Annotated in this window: 23 protein-coding genes; 13 read left to right on the top strand and 10 right to left on the bottom strand. The window is 70.6% G+C overall.

The annotated features are described in order from the left end of the window. Positions 1–12: 12 nt before the first annotated feature. From OV427_RS01065 to thiS, 4 genes are read right to left on the bottom strand one after another with little or no spacing between them, the layout of a single operon-like run. Positions 13–1041: a hypothetical protein gene (locus OV427_RS01065; protein ID WP_267854245.1), complete on the bottom strand. Its 1029-nt coding sequence runs from the start codon at positions 1039–1041 to the stop codon at positions 13–15. Further along, complete coding sequence (locus OV427_RS01060; RefSeq protein WP_267854244.1) at positions 1038–1667, bottom strand: thiamine phosphate synthase; 630 nt, start codon at positions 1665–1667, stop codon at positions 1038–1040. The genes OV427_RS01065 and OV427_RS01060 overlap by 4 nt, the downstream gene beginning before the upstream one ends. A 4-nt stretch (positions 1668–1671) precedes the next feature. After that, entirely contained in the window at positions 1672–2457 is a 786-nt protein-coding gene (locus tag OV427_RS01055) for a thiazole synthase (RefSeq protein ID WP_267854243.1), read from the bottom strand. A 9-nt stretch (positions 2458–2466) separates the two neighbouring features. Then, positions 2467–2667 (bottom strand): sulfur carrier protein ThiS, encoded by a 201-nt coding sequence (gene thiS / locus OV427_RS01050; protein WP_267854242.1) that lies wholly within the window; start codon positions 2665–2667, stop codon positions 2467–2469. A gap of 120 nt (positions 2668–2787) precedes the next feature. Here thiS and OV427_RS01045 point away from each other — a divergent pair, with 120 nt between their 5' ends. The 9 genes from OV427_RS01045 to OV427_RS01005 all read left to right on the top strand — a co-directional run bounded on the left by OV427_RS01045 (position 2788) and on the right by OV427_RS01005 (position 10494). Beyond that, positions 2788–3174 carry a hypothetical protein gene (locus tag OV427_RS01045; protein ID WP_267854241.1) on the top strand — a complete coding sequence of 129 codons (387 nt, stop codon included), beginning with the start codon at positions 2788–2790 and terminating at the stop codon, positions 3172–3174. 11 nt (positions 3175–3185) lie between these two features. Further along, complete coding sequence (locus OV427_RS01040; protein WP_267854240.1) at positions 3186–3410, top strand: hypothetical protein; 225 nt, start codon at positions 3186–3188, stop codon at positions 3408–3410. Then, on the top strand, positions 3407–3958 hold the full coding sequence (locus OV427_RS01035; RefSeq protein WP_267854239.1) for a hypothetical protein: 552 nt from the start codon (positions 3407–3409) through the stop codon (positions 3956–3958). The genes OV427_RS01040 and OV427_RS01035 overlap by 4 nt, the downstream gene beginning before the upstream one ends. Before the next feature lie 224 nt (positions 3959–4182). Next, on the top strand, positions 4183–4773 hold the full coding sequence (locus tag OV427_RS01030; RefSeq protein WP_267854238.1) for a hypothetical protein: 591 nt from the start codon (positions 4183–4185) through the stop codon (positions 4771–4773). A 200-nt stretch (positions 4774–4973) separates the two neighbouring features. Next, positions 4974–6107: a serine/threonine-protein kinase gene (locus OV427_RS01025; RefSeq protein ID WP_267854237.1), complete on the top strand. Its 1134-nt coding sequence runs from the start codon at positions 4974–4976 to the stop codon at positions 6105–6107. A 101-nt stretch (positions 6108–6208) separates the two neighbouring features. Further along, positions 6209–7213, top strand: a complete 1005-nt coding sequence (locus OV427_RS01020) for a dipeptidase (RefSeq protein ID WP_267854236.1) — start codon at positions 6209–6211, stop codon at positions 7211–7213. 37 nt (positions 7214–7250) lie between these two features. Continuing rightward, the gene (locus tag OV427_RS01015; RefSeq protein WP_267854235.1) at positions 7251–7628 is read left to right on the top strand and encodes a hypothetical protein; all 378 of its coding nucleotides are present in this window, start codon (positions 7251–7253) and stop codon (positions 7626–7628) included. A gap of 191 nt (positions 7629–7819) precedes the next feature. Next, positions 7820–9322, top strand: coding sequence for a hypothetical protein (locus tag OV427_RS01010; RefSeq protein WP_267854234.1), 1503 nt, complete (start codon positions 7820–7822; stop codon positions 9320–9322). Continuing rightward, positions 9319–10494, top strand: coding sequence for an ARPP-2 domain-containing protein (locus tag OV427_RS01005; RefSeq protein ID WP_267854233.1), 1176 nt, complete (start codon positions 9319–9321; stop codon positions 10492–10494). Before OV427_RS01010 ends, OV427_RS01005 begins: the two co-directional genes overlap by 4 nt. A gap of 12 nt (positions 10495–10506) precedes the next feature. On the opposite strand, the gene OV427_RS01000 is transcribed toward OV427_RS01005, so the two are convergent. The 4 genes from OV427_RS01000 to corA are packed head-to-tail and all read right to left on the bottom strand — an operon-like array spanning position 10507 to position 12893. Next, positions 10507–10821, bottom strand: a complete 315-nt coding sequence (locus tag OV427_RS01000; RefSeq protein WP_267854232.1) for a carboxymuconolactone decarboxylase family protein — start codon at positions 10819–10821, stop codon at positions 10507–10509. A gap of 51 nt (positions 10822–10872) precedes the next feature. Next, on the bottom strand, positions 10873–11115 hold the full coding sequence (locus tag OV427_RS00995; RefSeq protein WP_267854231.1) for a peroxidase: 243 nt from the start codon (positions 11113–11115) through the stop codon (positions 10873–10875). 4 nt (positions 11116–11119) lie between these two features. After that, entirely contained in the window at positions 11120–11920 is an 801-nt protein-coding gene (locus OV427_RS00990; protein ID WP_267854230.1) for an alpha/beta fold hydrolase, read from the bottom strand. Positions 11921–11948: 28 nt separating this feature from the next. Further along, positions 11949–12893 carry a magnesium/cobalt transporter CorA gene (gene corA / locus OV427_RS00985; RefSeq protein ID WP_267854229.1) on the bottom strand — a complete coding sequence of 315 codons (945 nt, stop codon included), beginning with the start codon at positions 12891–12893 and terminating at the stop codon, positions 11949–11951. Positions 12894–12975: 82 nt separating this feature from the next. Between corA and OV427_RS00980 the strand changes: the two genes are divergently transcribed. Genes OV427_RS00980 through OV427_RS00970 form a run of 3 tightly spaced genes read left to right on the top strand, consistent with a single transcriptional unit; the run spans position 12976 to position 16192 of the window. Then, positions 12976–14163 (top strand): hypothetical protein, encoded by a 1188-nt coding sequence (locus tag OV427_RS00980; protein ID WP_267854228.1) that lies wholly within the window; start codon positions 12976–12978, stop codon positions 14161–14163. Continuing rightward, positions 14163–14984, top strand: a complete 822-nt coding sequence (locus tag OV427_RS00975) for an HAD-IIB family hydrolase (RefSeq protein ID WP_267854227.1) — start codon at positions 14163–14165, stop codon at positions 14982–14984. The genes OV427_RS00980 and OV427_RS00975 overlap by 1 nt, the downstream gene beginning before the upstream one ends. A gap of 11 nt (positions 14985–14995) precedes the next feature. Then, a complete protein-coding gene (locus tag OV427_RS00970; protein ID WP_267854226.1) occupies positions 14996–16192 on the top strand; it encodes a class I SAM-dependent rRNA methyltransferase in 1197 nt (398 codons plus the stop codon). A gap of 60 nt (positions 16193–16252) precedes the next feature. Here the strand turns inward: OV427_RS00970 and OV427_RS00965 are convergent, their stop codons facing one another. Together OV427_RS00965 and OV427_RS00960 are read right to left on the bottom strand one after the other, a co-directional pair. After that, positions 16253–16681 carry a hypothetical protein gene (locus OV427_RS00965; RefSeq protein ID WP_267854225.1) on the bottom strand — a complete coding sequence of 143 codons (429 nt, stop codon included), beginning with the start codon at positions 16679–16681 and terminating at the stop codon, positions 16253–16255. Between the two features lie 25 nt (positions 16682–16706). Beyond that, positions 16707–17657 (bottom strand): hypothetical protein, encoded by a 951-nt coding sequence (locus tag OV427_RS00960; protein WP_267854224.1) that lies wholly within the window; start codon positions 17655–17657, stop codon positions 16707–16709. A gap of 168 nt (positions 17658–17825) precedes the next feature. Here OV427_RS00960 and OV427_RS00955 point away from each other — a divergent pair, with 168 nt between their 5' ends. After that, on the top strand, positions 17826–18458 hold the full coding sequence (locus OV427_RS00955; protein WP_267854223.1) for an alpha/beta hydrolase: 633 nt from the start codon (positions 17826–17828) through the stop codon (positions 18456–18458). The last annotated feature ends 35 nt before the right edge of the window (positions 18459–18493 follow it).

Raw genomic sequence — 18493 nt, 5'->3', positions numbered from 1 at the left:
GGCGAAGGCGTGTCAGACGGCCAGCGTCGGTGCGGCCGGCGGCGAGTCCATGCGCCGCTCCAGGTCCAGCGCTTCCCGGCGCACGCGCATGTCCAGATAGAACAGCGAGCAGAAGACGAAGTAGATGGGCGTGAAGCACGACTGCGCCACCACCTGCACCAGCTCCGCGGGCACCAGCACGAACTGGGGCGTGCGCGCCATGGTCCCCGCCTCGAAGGGGTTGCCATACGGTGCCATCACCAGCCACGAGGGGATGCTGGAGACGAGCTGCACCGAGATGAGGATGAGGCTCATCACCGTGTAGAGAACCATGGCTCGCACCACCACCCGGCCGAGGAAGCCCGGCTCGATGCGGCCGGACAGCAGCTCCCCGGAGCGCTTGAAGGAGTCCCACGCTCCCAGGTCTTCCATGGCCATGACCGGCGGCAGCAGCAGGAAGCGCAGGAAGTACCAGAGCATCGCGGCGATGAGCCCGAGGCCGGCGAGCAGGGCGCCCACCACCGCGAGCACGATGGCCAGCGTGTTGGAGCCCATGACCGCCGCCGCGGCGGCCATGCCGCCGACGATGGCTCCCGGGGCCAGCAGCAGCACCGTCATCAGCCCGGCCCACGCGATGGACAGGAGATAGGCACGTGTGACCGAGCCCACGCGGGAGAAAGCGCGGCGCAGGCCGTCCGTCGGGCTCACGGGCTCGCCGAGCTGCGCCGACACCACGTACCGGGACGCCGCCAGGGTGGCCATCCAGTAGCTCCAGAAGAGGAACGCCAGGAGGACCATCCACAGCCCCATGGAGAGGCCCGCCTCGCCCATGAGTCCCATGGGGTCCTTCTGGGCCTGGGCCTGCGCGTCGCTCGAGTAGAGCATCGGCGTCAGTCGCTGGCCCGAGAGGACGGTGGCCTTCATCGCGATGTAGTTCACCAGCGAGAAGCCGAAGCTCATCACGAAGAGCGGCTTGAGGTGGGCACGCCAGAAGGTGGCGGCACGGTCGATCATCTCCCCCATGGCGAGGGGGCGCAGCTCGGGGACGGGTGTGGGGCTCACGGAAGGCGCAGCATAGCCTGCGCCGGGCATGCGGCCAGCAGGGTCCGGGCCGCGGCCGCCGGGTCCTCCGCCTCCAGCACCGAGGAGATGACGGCGAAGCCCGCGGCGCCCCGCACGGCACGCGCCCGCTCGGGGGTGATGCCGCCGAGCGCGAGCGCCGGGCAGGGAAGCACGGCGGCCAGGGCCGCGAAGCCCTCGGGGCCCAGCGTCGCCCGGGTGTCTCCGGGCTTGGAGCCGGGAGAGAACACCGGGCTCACCAGCGCCAGGTCCGCGCCGCGTGCCGCCCGGGCCTCCGCTTCGTCATGGACGGCCACGCTGACGAGCCGCCCGGTGGGAAGGTGGGGACGCACGTCCTCGGGCGTGGGCCCGTGGGCGGGCAGGTGCAGGTGCGCGCCCACGAGGAGCGCGACATCCAGCCGGCCGTTGATGAACAGCGGGTTGCCCCGCGCCGCGCATAGCCCGGCGAGCAGGCGGGCCTCTTCGAGGAACTGGCGCCCGGTGGCCTCGGGGTGGCGGTGCTGCACGGCCACCTCCGGGCCCGCCTCCAGCGCACGGGCGAGCGCGCTCGAGAGCCGCTCGCCAGGCAGGCGCCAGTCGGTGATGACGATGAGCCGGGGGACCGCCACGGGCCTACTGGTGGTGGATGCCGTCGAGGGGACTGGACGCGGAGCCGTAGGCCTTCCGGGGGATGCGGCCGGCGAGGTACGCGTCGCGGCCCGCCTCCACGGCCTTCTTCATGGCCACCGCCATGCGCACCGGGTCCTTCGCCCCGGCGATGGCCGTGTTCATCAGGATGGCGTCCACGCCCAGTTCCATGGCGATGGCCGCGTCCGACGCCGTGCCCACGCCCGCGTCCACGATGACGGGGACCTTCACCGTCTCCATGATGAGGCGGATGTTGTGCGGGTTGCGGATGCCCAGGCCGCTGCCGATGGGGGCGGCCAGCGGCATCACCGCCGCGCAGCCCGCGTCCTCCAGCTTGCGCGCGGTGATGGGGTCATCGCTGGTGTACGGCAGCACGGTGAAGCCCTCCTTCACCAGGATGCGCGCCGCCTTCACCGTCTCCTCGACGTCCGGGTAGAGCGTCTTCTCGTCGCCGAGCACCTCGAGCTTCACCCACTTGCTCATGCCCAGCTCCTCGGCGAGCCGGCAGGTGCGCACCGCGTCGTCCGCCGTGTAGCAGAGCGCGGTGTTGGGAAGCAGGCGCAGGCGGTTGCGGTCAATCCAGCTCATCAGCGACGCCTCGCCGGTGGCCTTCAAATCCAGCCGGCGCACGGCCACCGTCACCATCTCCGTGCCGGACTGTTCGTGGCACTGCTTCATGATGTCGTGGCTCGGGTATTTCCCCGTGCCGAGGATGAGGCGCGAGCCGAAGGTGACACCCGCGAGGGTGAAGGGCTTGTCCTGGATGCTCATGGAAGTCTCCTAGCCGCCGCCGACGAAGGCGACGATTTCGACACGGTCTCCCGCCTGGAGGTGGTGCTCGGGGTGGCGGGCGCGGCGCACCACCTCCGCGTTCACTTCCACGGCCACACCGGGACCGCCCACCTGGAGCGACTCCAGCAGCGCCGAAAGGGTGGTTCCCTCCGGCACCTCGCGTGTCTCTCCGTTGACCCAGACCTGCACGGCGTCACGGCTCCTTGCGACGGGGACCTGGGCACGGACTACAGGGGGGCCTCCACGCTGTCAACGCGCTCTCTCATGGACGTGTCCGCCCGCGTCACGCCTATACTCGCGGTCATGCTCATGGCTTCCAGCAGGCTCGTCGCCACCGTGCTGCTGTTGACGTTCGCCATGCCCGCCGGTGCCCGAGCCGCCGAGCCGTCCGCGGTGGACGCTCCGGTGCGCGCGCCCACGCCCGTCCTCCATGGCCACCGGTATGCCTTCGTCGCGGGGGGCGTGCTGGCGCTGGGCGGGCTGGGGCTGGGCTTCTTCGCGCAGGGAGAGGCCCGGCGGGCCCAGAGCCTGGAGTCCGCCCACGACGCGCGCGTCACCCTCGACAGGGCGCGCACCGCCGCGGCCTCCGCCAACCTCCTCTACGCCACCGCGGGCGCCGCCGTCCTGTACGGGCTGGTGCTGGAGCTGCTCCCCCAGCCGGCCGCCGACGCGGCGAGCCTCACCTACCACTTCTGACCGAGCCCTCCTTGGCTGCCCGCCTTCCTCCCCGACTGCTCGTCCTCGCCACCACGCTGGTCGCCGCCTGCTCCATCGACGTGGACGAAGTCGCCGACTGGCAATGCTCGGACGACACCGGCTGTCCCGCGCGCTACCGGTGCGTGGACGGGGCGGAAGGGAAGGGGCGCTGCGAGGTCATCTACCCGCCGCCCTCCACGGCGGATGCCGGCGCGGACGCCGGAGCCACGCCATGAAGAGACTTCTCGCGAGCGTGTCGCTCTCCCTCTGCGCGGCGCTGGCCTGCACCATCGACGTGGCGGACTTCACCGGCAAGAAGTGCGACGTCGTCGGGGACTGCCCGGACACGCACGTCTGCGTCGCCGCGCGACCGGGCGAGGGACGCACGTGCGAGGTGCTGGGACTGCCGGGGATTTCCGACGGGGGCGGGGAGGACGCGGGGCCGGTGCCCACCTGGTGCGCGGACATCCAGCCCATCATGGCCGCCAGCTGCGTCAGCTCGTGCCACGGCGTGGACACGCGCGACAGCAACGAGACCTCGTTCCGCCTGGACTACTACGCGCCGGACGCGGGCGGGCTCCCGGGCGCGCAGGCGAAGGCGGAGCGCATCCGGCAGCGGGCTTCGGTGAACCAGGACATGCCGCCATCTCCCAGCACCGTGGCCCTTCCCACGGCGGAGCAGCGCACGCTCATCGCCCGCTGGGCGGCGGGTGGGGCTCCGCTGTGTTTCGACGGCGGCGTTGACGCGGGCATCCCGGACGGCGGCACCGACGGCGGCTCCTGACGCGCGGTGGGAAATCCCGTTCCCACCCGTCGTGTGACTGTCGACATTGTTCCTGGGGAAGCGGCCGGGCGGCCGGGCGGCGAGTGGCCCGGAGGCTTCCCCTGTGTCTGTGAATCGCCATCGGCAAGCCCTGTGCAAGGAGGGGAACGACGCTCACTTTCTGCCCAACGCCGGAGGACAGGGTCCCCGGCTCCAAGGGAACTCCAAGGGAAAGGGAACGATATATGCGCAAGCTCATGATGGCGGTCACCGCGGTGGCGGGTCTGGCGATGGTTTCGGGTTGCAAGCGTGACAACGTCGAGTCCGAGCGTCGCGACGTTGCCGAGGCCCAGCAGGAGGCCGCGAAGGAGACGGCCGAGGCCCGCCAGGAGGAGTCGCGGGACATCGCTGGCGCGCGGCAGGACGCGAACGAGGAAGTCGCCAGCGCGCAGGAGGACGTCCGCGAGGAGCAGCAGGACCTCGCCGAGGCCCAGGCGAACCGTCAGGAGGACCTGAACGAGGACGCGCGTGAGCGTCAGGACGACCTGGCGCAGGGCGGCTCCGGCGTGGCCGGTACGTCCGCCGCGGCGGCGGCCAGCGTCCAGGGCCGCGTCCTCTCCACCGGGCATGACTCGCTCACCCTGGTCGACACCACCAACAACAAGCAGCTCAAGCTGAAGACGAACGACCAGACGCGCATCCTGCAGAACAACGCGCCGGTGAAGCTGGGAGACATCACCGAGGGGACCCAGGTCCGCGCCTCCTACGTCATGGACGGCAAGGACATGGTGGCCCGTGAGCTGACCGTCACGAAGCCGGTGCAGAAGAAGCCGTAGTCCCACGCACGGCGCAGTGGCCGGCCCGTTTCCTCGCGGGCCGGCTCGGACGGCTCCCGCTTCGGCGGGGGCCGTTCCCTTTTATTCGTGAATCCGTGCTGGCAGGTCGGGAGGGTGTGTCGGACGTGGGTGGTAGGAGGGACCCGTGAGGTTTTCTCACGCCTTCCCAACCCAGGGGAGGACTTCCTGCCCAGGAGCCTATGGCCACCCATCACCCCGAGCACCCGTCTTCCAAGCCCTTCATCCTCTTCACCGCCGGGGCCACCTCGTATGAGCTGGTCCGCTTCCTCTGCCCCCGGGGCCCGGGGGAGATGCTGCTCGCGCGCCGGCACTACGCGGACACGCCCGGTGACCTCGTGGTCATCAAGCGGCTGCAGGACGCGGGGGACACCCACGGGCGCGCGCGCCTGAGGGAAGAGGTGAAGCTGCTCATGCAGCTCAGCCACCCCGCCATCGCCCAGGTGTTCCTGGTGCGCGTCCACGAGGGCTCGCCCCACCTCGTCATGGAGTACGTGGAGGGCCACAGCCTGGAGACGCTCACCAGCTTCGCGGCGCTGCGGCGGCGGCCCTTCTCGGAGGCCTTCGGCGCCTACGTGGGCGCGGAGGTCGCGGACGCGCTGCACCACGCCCACTCCCTGGAGGACGCGCGGGGCCTGCCGCTGGGCATCGTCCACCGGGACGTGTCTCCGCGCACGCTGCGGCTGGACGTGCACGGCCGGGTGAAGCTGGCGGACTTCGCCATGGCGTGGGCGAAGCTGCCGGGGCGCGTGGGCACGGAGGGTCACGTCGTCCGGGGGGACCTGGCGTATGCCTCCCCGGAGGTGCTCGCGCGCCAGCCGCTGGATGGGCGCTCGGACCTGTTCTCCCTGGGCGTGGTGCTGCTGGAGCTGCTCACCGGGCTGCACCTGTTGGATTTGGAGGACGTGGAGCGCGCGGCGCTGGCGGCGGGGCCCGTCCCGGAGGCGGAGGCGCTGCTCGCGGAGGTGCCCAGCTGGCTGCCGGCGCCCATGATGGCCGCGCGCATGGCGTGCCTCGCCCCGGAGCACGTGGAGCGCGCCACGCGGGGACTGTCCGGCCCCATGCGCGCCATCCTCACGCGGCTCCTGCGGCGTGAGCCGGCGGAGCGCTTCCAGTCCGGACTGGAGCTGCGGGACGCGCTGCGCGGCGTGCTGGGCGGGTTGGGCTACAGCTACGGCCCCCGGGAGGCGGAGCGCGAGGGGGCCCAGGTGCGCCGTGACGCCCGCTCCCGGCGCAGGTCCGCGGACGTGCTGCGGTGGGAGGACCCGGCGCGGTCGGAATCCAGCCGGCGGGCGGACTCCCCGCGCGACGCGTGAGCGGGCGGTGGGCAGGCCCGGGGCCCTCGGGCCTGTCGGGCATCGGCGCCCGGACGCGGGTGGTGCTTGTCTCGCGCGCCCGGCCGGGCAGACTGCCGCGCATGGGTGACGTGACTGAGCTCCACCAGCGCTGGTGCATCGCGGACGGGCATGCGGATTCCCTGATGTGGAACCGGGATTTGACGGCCCGCTCCGAGGAAGGGCACGTGGACTTCCCCCGCCTGCGGGAGGCGGGGGTGAAGCTGCAGTGCTTCACCATCGTCACCCGGGGCTTCCCCTTCATCGGGGGCTTCCCGGTGTTCGCCGCGTGGCGGGGGTGGCCGCGCGAGGCGCGCGCGAGCGAGTGGACGCGGGCGCTCTGGCAGATTGAGCGCATGGAGGAGTTCTGCCGTCGCTCCGGAGACGCGGCGCGCATCACCACCACCGGGGCCGCGCTGGAGGACAACCTCGCGCACGGGCGGCTGTCCGCGGTGCTGGGGGTGGAGGGGGGACATGCCATTGAAGGGAAGGTGGAGCGACTGGCGGAGCTGCACCGGCGCGGGGTGCGCTTCATGGGGCTCACCCACCTGTCCAACAACGATTTGGGCGGTTCCTCGTTTCCGATGATGGGCAACCGCGGGCTGACGCCGCTGGGCCGTGAGGTGATGGAGGAGATGGCGCGGCTGGGGCTGAGCGTGGACGTGGCACATGCCTCGGAGAGCACGCTCGAGGACCTCTTCGCACACCCCACGGTGCGGTACTTCTGTTCACACACGGGCGTGCGGGCAGCGGGGGGCGGCTGGCGCAACCTCTCCGACGCGGCCCTGCGGCGCATCTCCGACCGGGGTGGGGTGGTGGGCATCATCTTCGCACCCGTGTACCTGGGCGGGGACTCGGTGGCGGACGTGGTCCGCCACATCGAGCACGCGGTGGACGTCATGGGCGTGGAGGGCGTGGGCCTGGGCTCCGACTACGACGGCATGGTGGCGCTCCCCCGGGGCATGAAGGACGTCACGGACCTGCGTCTGCTCACCGAGGCGCTACTGCAACGCCATCCAGAGTCCTGGGTGGAACGTGTCGCCGGTGGAAACTTCCGCCGTTTCTTCCAGGAGACACTGGGAGGTTGACCGGGAGCGGGACGCTCGAAATATTGGCCGCACGCTCATGAACCGCTCCCTCCTTGTTGCCGTGTCCGTCGTTGGCTCCCTCCTCTTCGCCGGCTGCAGCCAGGGTGCGGGAGACAGTTGTGAAGGGAGTGGTTTCATCTGTCAGGAAGACGTCCTCGCGCTGGAGTGCCGCAGCGGCACGTGGCGCGAGGTGCCCTGCCGCGGCCCGCTGGGCTGCCGCGAGACGGATGACGCCGTCCGCTGCGACACGTCCAACAACCGGGCCGGCGACGCCTGCGCCTCCAGCGCCGAGGGCAAGGGCGTGTGCCGCTCGGACGGCCTGGCCGTCCTCGAGTGCCGCCAGGGCGTGCTGGAGGAGACAGCCACCTGCTCCGACTGCTCGGTGGAGGGTGACGAGGTCACCTGCCAGCCCTGAGCCTCCAGCCCGGGCGGGTCCGGGCCGTCAGGATTCTCCAGCCGTGGCGTGTGGTAGCGTGGGAGTGCCGCTCGCGGGACTCCGATGCGACTTCCGATTCAAGCCTTTGGAGCCTGACACGCTGGTCGTATCCCTCTTCCCCGAGCGGCGCTTCCATCCCAGCCCCGGAGCCCGGGGAGGAAGTGCGAACGATGGCCGCGGTGATGGAAGTCCGCAGCGAACAGGTCGCCCGCGAGGACCTGGTGATGTTCGTCAACGCGTGTTTCTCCTGCACCGGACAGCGGGAGTTCTACGGCGACGCGCGTGGCCAGTCCGTCTCCATCGAGTTCCTGCACCAGTACATCCTGGGCAACTACCGCCGCCTCTACGCGCGCACGCTCGCGGCCGGCATCAACCACTTCAACCAGGCGCAGATCGTCCTCAACCTGCTGGCCAGCGGCAGTCCCCCGGCACCGGAGGACCGCGAGGAGGAGGGGGCCCTCATCGCCGCCACGCTCCGCGCGCTGCCTCCGCCGCGCGCCTTCCGCGTGCTGGAGTCCCTGCGCGCGCGGCGCATCAACAACCGCCGGGCCCGCGCCGTCGTCCGTGAGTACCTGGAGGGCCGCGCGGACCTGGCCTTCGACGCGGTGAAGTACCGCTCCAAGCTGCGCGCGGCGGTGGTGCACGGACACGTGAAGCTCCCCGGCGAGCTGGGCCCCTTCCTCATCCACGGCTGGAAGAAGCGCACGTATACCCAGCCGCTGCTGGAGGCGTTCCGCCAGGCCCACTACACGCAGGAGGCCGTCTATGCGCTGCCGTACACGGTGGCGGAAGGGCTGGCCGCGAAGCACGGCATCCCCCGGGACGTGTTCCTCCAGCGAATCGAGCCGCGCCTCACCCCGGCGGAGCGCCTGCGCCTCCAGGAGTCCGCGGCGCGTGATGGAGGCAAGGCTCCCCCGGTGGACCTGGAGCGGGCGCCGCTGACGAAGCTGGCCCTCTACATCCTGTCGCTGAAGCAGGAGGAGCGGCGGACGCGGCGCGACGAGCTCCACACGGCGCTGGAGCGGGCCTCGGCGCGCGTGCTGGGCCGGGCGCCCGTATCCCTGGGCCGGGTGGCCGCGGTGCTGGACAGCAGCTACTCCTCCTCCGGCTCGCTGGAGAAGCGCCGCCGGCCGCTGGGCGTGGCGCTGGCCGCGCACTACCTGCTGTCCGCCGCGTCGCGCGACTACCGCGCCTTCTGGACGTGCCCCGTGGAGGACGCGGTGCGGATTGGCGCGCGAGGCCAGACGGACATCGCCACGCCACTGTTGGAGGCGCTGGCGTGGGGCGCGGAGCTGGTGGTCATCGTCTCCGACGGCTACGACAACGACCCGCCGAAGGCCGTGGCCGAGCTGACGCGCGTCTACCGCGCGAAGCTGGACCCGGCGCGCCGCACGGCGCTGGTCCACGTCAACCCGGTGTTCGACGCGGAGGAGTACGCGCCGCGCTCCTTTGGAACCGCTGTTCCCACCGTGGGCGTGCGCGACGCGGAGGACCTGCCCACCGTGCTCGGCTTCGCGCGCTTCGCCGAGGGCGCCGCCCCGCTGGCGGAGCTGGAGGACTACCTGTCCGCGCGCGTACGGGGGCTGCGGGAGCGCGACGTCCGCAGGCGTCAGCGAGACGCCGCCGTCGCGGCCCCGGTGGCGCTGGTGGTGTCCGAGGAGGGCGAGGGATGACGGACGCGCGACTGCTCGAGAAGCTGGAGCCCGCCGGGCTGCGGCTGGCGCCCTCCCAGGTATGGGGTGGCATCCGGCTGGTGCCCGTGCTGCGCGACTCCGTGAGGGACGACCTCCGCTTCAACCGCCGCACCTACGACGACCACCTCACCGTCGTCTCGCTGGAGGGCGAGCTGAAGGCCCCGGGCCTCAAGTACTGCACGTACGTCCCGCACGGGCTCGTGGTGACGTGGGGCCAGCGGCAGGCGGACGCCGTCCAGGGCACGCAGCTCCAGGCGCCCGACGGGAAGCGCGTGAAGGTGGGGCCCTTCTCCGTCCGGCTCCTGCACCGCATGGTGCACCGCGAGGACCGCAACCAGCTCCGCATGCTGCCGCTGCACCTGGCCATGGAGGGCTTCCTGGCCCTGCACTTCGGCGGGCCGGACGTGGCGTGGACGGAGTACTCCCGCGAGGCGCTGTCCCACGGACTGAGCCCGCGCATCGAGAGCGCGGTGCCCGGCTGGGCCAGCTCCGCGCTGGACGGCGCGCTGCGCACCTTCGAGGTCCACGAGCGACAGGTGGGCCTGCTGCTCTTCAACGCGGACGTGCTCCTGTCCGCCTTCGTCGTCTCGCACCCGGACGACTACCGCGTGCTGCACCGCACGCTGCTGGAGGACTTCTACGGCGAGCTGCTCCTCCAGTACGGCTTCCTCGGCGCGGCGCCCGAGCTCGGGCTGTCCCTGGACGACGCGCGCATCGCCAGCCTGGAGGACTTGCGCGCGGCGGTGGCGCGCATGCGCGCCGACTGGGCGGACTTCCACGCCTTCATGGCGGGCGGACTCTTCGGAGCCCCGGTGACGTCCGAGCGCATCTACGAGGCCGGGCCATTCCTCCTGCAGCGCTTCCACACGAGCCTCGTGCCCTCGGAGGAGAACCACCTGGGCGAGGCCATCGTCCGCGAGGACGGCACGCTGGAGTACCTCAAGACGTACCGTCTCTCCGCGGCCCAGACGCGGCGGGCGTACCTGCTCCAGCAACTGGCCCTGTCCGGCTGGAAGCTGGAGGGCGCCGCGGAGCGCTTCAACACCACCCGGGACGACCTCGTCCTGCGCCTGCGCAACGCGGGCTTCGGCTACCTCCTCAAGGAGCACGTCCTCGAGGAGGCCACCCGCCGCACGCGGCGCGGGCGCTGAAGTCCCCGCGCGCTACTTCTTCGGCGGGGTGAGTGGCGAGTCGACGTACCCGCCCTGCGACAGTCGCTGCGCGTTGCGGTGATACATCTCCGCGGGCATCGCCTGGACGCCGGTGCCGTCAATCCAGCGGTTGTAGAAGTTGAACAACGCGCACACCGAGATGGCGTCGTAGACGGCCTCGTCCGTCCAGCCCACCGCCTTCAAGCCGTCGATGTCCTCCTGGCGCACCTGCGCCGATTGGAGATTGAGCTTGTCCACGAAGGCAAACAGCGCCTTCTCGGCGTCGGAGATGGGCGCCGAGCCCACGTCCTCCAGCACCGCCTTCACCACATCCGTGCTGCCCAGCAGTTCCGCCGCGACCGCGGCGTGAGAGCCCGTTCAAAACAAACATTCGTTGCCGCGCGAGGTGTACGCGGCAATGAGCTCTCGAAGGCCGGGCGACAGGGGAGAGGGGCCGCGCATCACCTCCTGGGTGAAGACGGAAAGGGCCTCCGTCATCCGCGGCTTGAAGGCGAACAGGTGCCAGATTTGAGGCATGGGCGAGCCCGCCTCGCGCATCTTCCGGATGAGCTGGCCGTAGTGGCCGTCCGACTCATGCGTCTCGACGTCCTTCAGGAACATGCGCCTATTCTGGCACACCCCCGTGGATGGAGGACAGGAACGCGTCCAGCACCGCGTTGAAGCGCTCCGGCTGCTCCTGGTTGGGCAGGTGCGCGGCGCCGGGGATGACTTCCAGCTTCGCGCCGGAGATGAGGTCCGCCATGGCCTTCGCCTTCTCGGGCGGGGTGATGGCGTCGTGCTCGCCCACCACCACCAGCGCCGGGCCCGCGTAGCGCGCCAGCATGTCCTTGCTGTCAGGCCGTAGCGCCATCCCTCGTTGTGCGGCGGCGAGCCCCTCGCGAGACGCCGTGCGCATCAGCGCCGCCACCTCGTGCCCCACCGGCGAGTTCGGCCCCGCGGCGACCAGTTTCGGCAGCAGCGATTGGATGAGCGGGTCCACGCCCTTCGCCAGCACCTCCTGCGCGGAGGCCTCGCGCCGCGCCTTGCCTGCCTCGTCATCCGGCGTGGCCTGCGTGTCCACCAGCACCAGCCCACGCACCCGGCCCGCGTCCTCGCGCAAGAGCGCCATGGCCGCGTAGCCGCCCATGGACACGCCGCCCACCACCACGGCGTCGAGCTTCAGCGAGTCCAGCAGCGACAGCGCGTCCCGGGCGATGCGCGACATCTCCGTGGGCCCCTCGCCCGGCTTGCTCTGCCCGAAGCCCCGGTGGTCCGGGATGATGAAGCGGTAGCGCCCCGACAGGGCCTTCACCTGCTTGTCGAAGGCATCACCGCTGAGCGGAAACGCGTGCAGCAGCAGGACGGGTGGCCCCTGGCCCACGTCGCGGTAGTGCAGGGGGATTCCGTCGACGGTCACCGTCAGCATGCGCTTCCTCCGTGCAACGTCGGAGACGTCAGAGCCACTGCTTGTGCCTGAACCACAGGATGAGTGCCACCGGGAACCCGATGATCGTCACCCACATCGCGTAGTAGTAGCCCTTCGCTGAGAGCACCTCGAAGTTCTGCCCGAAGAACCCGACGATGAAGGACAGGGGCAGGAAGAGGGTGGAGAAGATGGTGAGCTGCTTGGTGATGTCGTTCGTCTTGTTGGCCACCATGGAGAGGTAGCCGTCCATCACGTTGCCCACGATGTCCCGGCCCGCGTCGATCTGCTCGTACAGCCGGACCAGGTGGTCGTACACGTCGCGGAAGTAGAGCGTCGTCCGGTCATGGATGTTGGGCAGGCCCCGCCGCGACAGGAGCCCCACCACGTCCCGCTGGGGCGACAGCACCCGGCGCACCGTCACCAGCATCCGCTTCATCTCGAAGATGCGCTGCAGGTGCCCCTTCTCCACGTTCTCGAAGATGGCGACCTCCAGGTCCTCCAGCTCGTCACTGAACGCGTCCAGGATGGGGAACTGCGCGTCCACCAGCCCATCCGCCAGCATGTAGAGGACGAAGTCCGTGCCCCGCTCCAGCGTCGCCTTCGGGTCGTCCTGCACGCGCTTCCTCACCGCCTCCAGCCCGGCGAAGGGGAACTCGTGGACGCTGATGAGCCAGTCGTGAGACAGGAAGAAGTGGTGCTCGTGCAGCGTCAGGTCACACACGTCCTTGCTGGCCACGGAGAAGCCCTGCAGGACGATGAACTGGTGGTTGGGGTATTCCTCCAGCTTGGGTCGCTGGTCCAGGTGGAGGCAGTCCTCCACGGCCAGCTTGTGCAGGCCGAACCGCTCCGCCAGCCGGGCCATGATTTCCTCGGTTGGCTTCTGCACGTCGACCCACTTCCGGCCGTCGTGCGCGAGGAGCTCCTCCCCGCCGGTGACAAGCTGACCGTCCTTCAACAGACAGACCTGAATCATCCCGTAGCGCTCCCGAATCGGCGGCCGTGCCTGAACGCGAGTGCTAGAACTCCCTCGCGCCGAAGTCGAGCGCTAGTAGAGTGTGCGTCCCGTGTCCGAAGCCGCTGAAAATCCCCCGGCCTCCCTGTCTCCGAGGCTCGAAGAAATCCTCAAGTCCATCCCCGACCGTGCGTTCGCCGGCCGCCTGCGCAAGGTGTACGCCGCCGCGGCCCAGGCCATCGCCCGGCTGAGCGACATGGACCTGGTGAAGTACGAGACGCCCGTCGTGGACTCGTCCCCGGACCTGTCACTGTGGGAGGAGATGGCGCCCGTCATCCGCGACACGGTGATGGACGTCAACGCGCTGCTCAACGTCATCCGCGAGCAGTTCCCCGTGCAGCCGCTGGGCGGCATCGCCGACACCGTGAGCCGCGCGGCGGACGAGGTCGGCAAGCGGCCGGATGGCGCGGACGACCCCTCCGGCCTGCTCCGGGAGGCGATGAGCCAGATTGCGCAGGGCGTCACCCAGCTCGGCGAGGCGATGCGCAACCCGTCCGTGGTGAGCGACCGGTGGACGCTGTTGTCGGAAATCCAGCGCTTCCGGGCCCGCTTCCGCGAGCAGATGAGCAACCTCGTCTTCGAGTCGGTGGGCACCTTCGGAGAGGTGACGCGGGCGCAGGTGGTGCCCGGGTACGAGGCCGAGGTGAAGGCCGCGGTGACGGTGCGCGCGATTACCTCCGACCTGGCCCGCATCATCTCCTCGCGCCTCAAGAAGGTCCGCGAGGCCGAGCCCGAGGACGTGCAGTGGAACGCGCAGCAGCTCCAGACGGAGCTGGACGCCTTCGGCCGCACCGCCGCGTACCGGAACCTCCGCGCGCAGGACAAGCGCCACATCGTGGAGATGCGCGCCGAGGTGGGCCGCCTGTCCATCCTCCCCAACCCCGCCCGGCCGGAGCTGGTCGTGGTGGTGGAGCAGCTCGACGAGTTCGTGCGCGGCCTGTCCGCCGTGAATCAGCGGCAGGTGCTCATCATCCACGACCGCGAGGTGTGGGCCTCTTGCGGCGTGCGGCTGGAGCGGGCCCTGTCGCTGGTGGGCTCGGACCCGGCCGGCGCCGCGCGTGCCCTGGCGGAGGCGGCCGGCAGCGCCCAGTCCCTCTATGGCAGGGACTCCGAGCTGGACGCCTTCCTGCGCAAGGCGCGCAAGCTCCAGATTGGCCAGCTCTCCCCGGCGGACCTGCGCTCCACCATCGAGTCCTTCCAGGGGCTGTTGGCCCAGCTGGACGTGATGTGATGGCGGCGTCCAGCAAGGTGGCCCCTCCGCGCCCGCTGCGCGAGGCGGACCTGTCCCGCGTGAAGGGCGTCTTCACGGACGTGGACGGCACGCTCACCACGGGGCACAAGCTGCGCTCGGACACGGTGCGGGCGCTCGAGCGCCTGTCCGCCGCCGGGCTGCACGTGGTGCTGGTGAGCGGTCGGCCGGCGGGGTGGGGTGAGGCGTGGGCGCGGCAGCTCCCCGTGGACGGCGTCATCGTGGAGAACGGTGGCCTGTTCTTCCTGAAGGGGAAGCACGGGCGCATGCGGAAGGTGTACGCGGAGGCCCCCGCCCAGCGAGTGGCCAACCGGAAGCGGCTCCAGGCGGAGGTGGCGCGGGTCCTGAAACAGGTCCCCGGTGCCCGGCTGTCGCTGGACAGCGCGTACACCGAGGTGGACCTCGCCGTGGACTACAACGAGGAGGCGCGGCTGGGGGATGACGGCGCGGCTCGCATCGAGTCCCTCCTGACGGCGCGAGGGGTGACGGCGGTGCGCTCGTCGGTGCACGTCAACTGCTGGCTGGGCCGCTTCGACAAGCTGAGCGCGACGCGGCGCTTCGCGAAGGTGGCGTGGGGCGAGCGACTGGAGCCGGCGGACGGGCGCTACGTGTACGCGGGGGATTCTTTCAACGACGCCCCGATGTTCGCAGCATTTGCACTGGGCGTGGGCGTGGCCAATGTTCGCTCCGTCCTGGACCGGATTGACGCGCCGCCGGCCTTCATCACCCGGGCGGCCGAAGGGCGGGGCTTCGAGGAGCTGGCAAGAGCCATCCTCGCCCGCCGGGCCCGCGCGGCCCTTTGAGGAGTGACACCGTGAATGTCGTGAAGCTGGAGCTGGCGCGAGGACTGGGGCGCCACCTGCGCGCGGGGCACCCGTGGGTGTTCCGCAAGGCGCTGGAGCACGTGCCGAAGATTCCGGCCGGCTGCGTGGTGGACCTGACGGAGAATGGGAAGTTCGTGGCGCGCGGGTACTACGACCCGCACTCCGCCATCGCCGTGCGCGTGCTGACGCGAGATCCGCGCGAGGCGGTGGACGCGGCCTTCATCACCCGGAGGGTGCGGCAGTCGCTGAACGAGCGCACGTCCCTCATCGACCTGACCGACACGGACAGCTACCGCCTGATTCACGGCGAGGGCGACGGGCTGCCGGGCGTGGTGGTGGACCTCTATGCGGGCTGGGCGGTGATGAAGCTGTACTCGGCGGGCCTCACGCCCTACCGGCCGCTCATCCTGGAGGCACTGAAGGCGGGCGTGCCCGGACTCAAGGGCGTGCTCGGCCGCGACGAGGTGGGGCGCGACGACGTGGACGAGGACGAGGGCCGCGGCTCCGGGAAGATGCTCTACGGCCACGAGGCCCCGGAGCTCATCCCCATCCGCGAGCGCGGCGCGACGTTCATGGTGGATGCGTGGCGCGGACAGAAGACGGGCTTCTTCCTGGACCAGCGGGAGAACCGCTACCTCATCCGGCGGCTGGCGAAGGGCCGCGACGTGCTCAACTGCTTCAGCTTCAGCGGCGGGTTCTCCGTCAACGCGGCGCTGGGCGGGGCCAACAGCGTCTTCTCCGTGGACCTGGACCCGGACGCGATTGCGCTCGCCCGTGAGAACTTCACGCGCAACGGGCTGCCCGCGGAGAAGCACGACTTCCTGGCGGCGGATGTCTTCAAGATCATCCAGTCGTTCAAGGAAGAGGGCCGCACGTTCGACCTCATCATCCTGGACCCGCCGGCCTTCGCGAAGAGCCAGCGCGCGGTGCAGGCGGCCATCGACGGCTACGCGTCCCTCAACCGGCAGGCGCTGGGCATCCTCCGGCCGGGTGGGCTGCTGGCCACGGCGTCGTGCTCGGCGCGCGTGACGCCGGATGACTTCATGGGCGCGGTGCGCGAGGCGGGCTTCAAGGCCGGCGTGGACCTGGCGCTCGTGGAGGAGCGCTACCAGCCGCCGGACCACCCCGTGCGCCTGCAGTTCCCCGAGGGGAAGTACCTCAAGTTCTACGTGCTGCAGTCGGTGTAGCGAGACACGGGTGGCGACGAGGTCCAGCACCTCGTCGCCCTCGGGTCCCGAGCACCCCGTCTACTTCTTCGCGGGAATCACCTTCGCGGCGACGCGCTCGAAGACCTCGCCGCCCCAGACGAGGCTCGCGGCCATCAGCTTGTTCATGCCGAGCTCGAACGACTGGTCCGGAGGCGCCATGGGGTACGTGCGGCTGAGAAAGAGGCTCTTGCTCTCCTTCTCGAAGTCCACCTTGCCGCCGCCGGTGTCGGTGCCGGCCTTCTCCTCGGCGAGGAAGCCGTCGAGGACTCCGGGCCGGGGGGCGTCGCGGAAGCGGTAGATGAGCGCGCTGCACTTGAGCTCGCCCGACGTGGGGACGAACTCGAAGTACAGCTGCGCCTCGCCCTTGGCGAGACCACCGAACCCCTGCGGGTTGAGACCCGGGCTGTTCTGCTCGCCCTGGGTCCGCATGAAGGCCTGTACCAGTCGCTGCGCCTCTTCGATGTTCATGAGCGCCTACATAGCACGACTCGCGCTAGAAGCGGCCGGCCCGGCCCTCCTCGAAGGGCACGCGGTGCTTCAGGTACGTGTCCGCCAGCGCGTGCGCGCCGCTGAACGCACCCTTCTCGGAGAAGTAGTGCACCTTGGCGCCCTTGCCCGCGTCGCGCAGCAGGTCCGCCGGGCTCTTGCCGCTCCCGCCGAGGCCGAAGAGGGTGGGGACGAGGTCCTTGTCGTTGACGTAGTGCACGTAGTTGGGGCCGTCCGGGTACGTGCAGGCGGCGGCGCCGAACGTCTCCACGTTGAGGCGGCTCATCGTCTGCTCCACCTGCGTCTTGGACATCCCATCTTCGATGCGCAGCCGGCGCGCCACGTCGTTGAGCGCCCGCGAGGTGATGAGCCCACCGTGGCTGTAGCCCATCAGGTTCACCGAGCGGCCCGCCTTCAGCTCGGAGTAGATGGTGTCGGCGAGCGTGTCCACGGCGGGGTTCTTGCCCTTGTCCAGCTTGTCCTTCACGCACTGGAGGAGGTCGGAGACCATGCCCTCGGTGGCGTTGTGGATGCCGATGGCGCGCATGCCCGACTTGTCCGCGATGGCCTGCAGCTCCGCGGACTGGCCGTTCTTGTCCGTGGAGATGCCGTTGACGTAGATGACGGTGGACGTCGCGTTCGGGTTGTTGCGCGGCGTGACGGCGGGAATCTGGCTCAGCGGTGTGCCGGGCTCGAACGTCTGGCCCCCCGCGCCCACCAGCTTGCCGTCGTACGCCTTGTCCTTCGCGCCCGCCGGAGCGGTGAACACGCCCGCGACGGTGTGGGCCGCCTGGGCGGCCTTGCTCTCGAAGCCGTCCACCACGGTGGCGGCCTTCTGGCCCACGGTCTGCGCGGTCGTCTTCACCGTGTTCGCCGCCGTCTGGGCGGTCTCGACGGCCTTCTGGGTGCCGGTGCCAATCTTGGTGATGAGGTTCCGGCCGCGCTCGATGAGGCTCATGCTGGGGGCTCCTACGGGGTGCTCAGGGGAGAGGACGTGGACGTCGGTGTTCTCCATTGTCACTCGGGGACCCGGGAAGTTGCGTGGGGCTGGATGATTCGAGTGTGGGGAGATGTGCCCACACACCCGGGCCGGGCCGCCGCGCACCTGGAAGGTTAAGGTGGGAGCATGGTCCAGAAAGGTCAGTTCCTGGAGCGTGCCACGCTGGTTCCGGTGGGCCGCGAGGTGATGGAGGGCACGGCCCACCGTGGCACCAAGGCCCCGCCGCTGCTGGTGATTCCACCCCGTCCGGACGAGGGCGGCGGCATGGACCACGTCATCGCGTCGGAACTGGTCTGGGCGGCGGCCAACGCGGGCTTCCCCACGCTGCGCTTCAACCACCGGGGTGTGGGCGCCAGCCAGGGCACGCGGGGCAAGGACCTGGCGCTCCTGGAGGACGCCGAGGCGGCCATGCGGATGCTGATGGAGAACGCGGGCACGTCGGCGCTGGCGGTGGCCTCGCTCCATGGCGGGGCGCAGGTGGCCCTGGCGCTCCAGGCGAAGCACCCCTCCGTGGGGGGGCTGTGCCTGGTGGCGCCCGCGGACGTGGCCCCGGACGTCCTGGGTCGGGTGGCGTGTCCGCTCCTGGTCATCCAGGGGGAGCAGGACGCCCGACTGCCCCGGGCCAGGGTGTCCGCCGCTGTCGCCCAGGCGGGGGGCGATTTAGAGGTCATCGACGATGCCGGGGCGACCTTCCAGCGCAACCTCCCCCAGGTCGGACGGGCCGTGGCCGCCTGGCTGCGCCGGCTCTCCGGGGGATGACCGATGCCCGTGCAACCCCGTGGACTTCTTCACGT

The organism is Pyxidicoccus sp. MSG2, assembly GCF_026626705.1.
Classification (GTDB): Bacteria; Myxococcota; Myxococcia; order Myxococcales; family Myxococcaceae; genus Myxococcus.
Note: the sequence above shows the minus strand (reverse complement) of the source record. Positions and strands in the feature narration are given on the sequence as shown.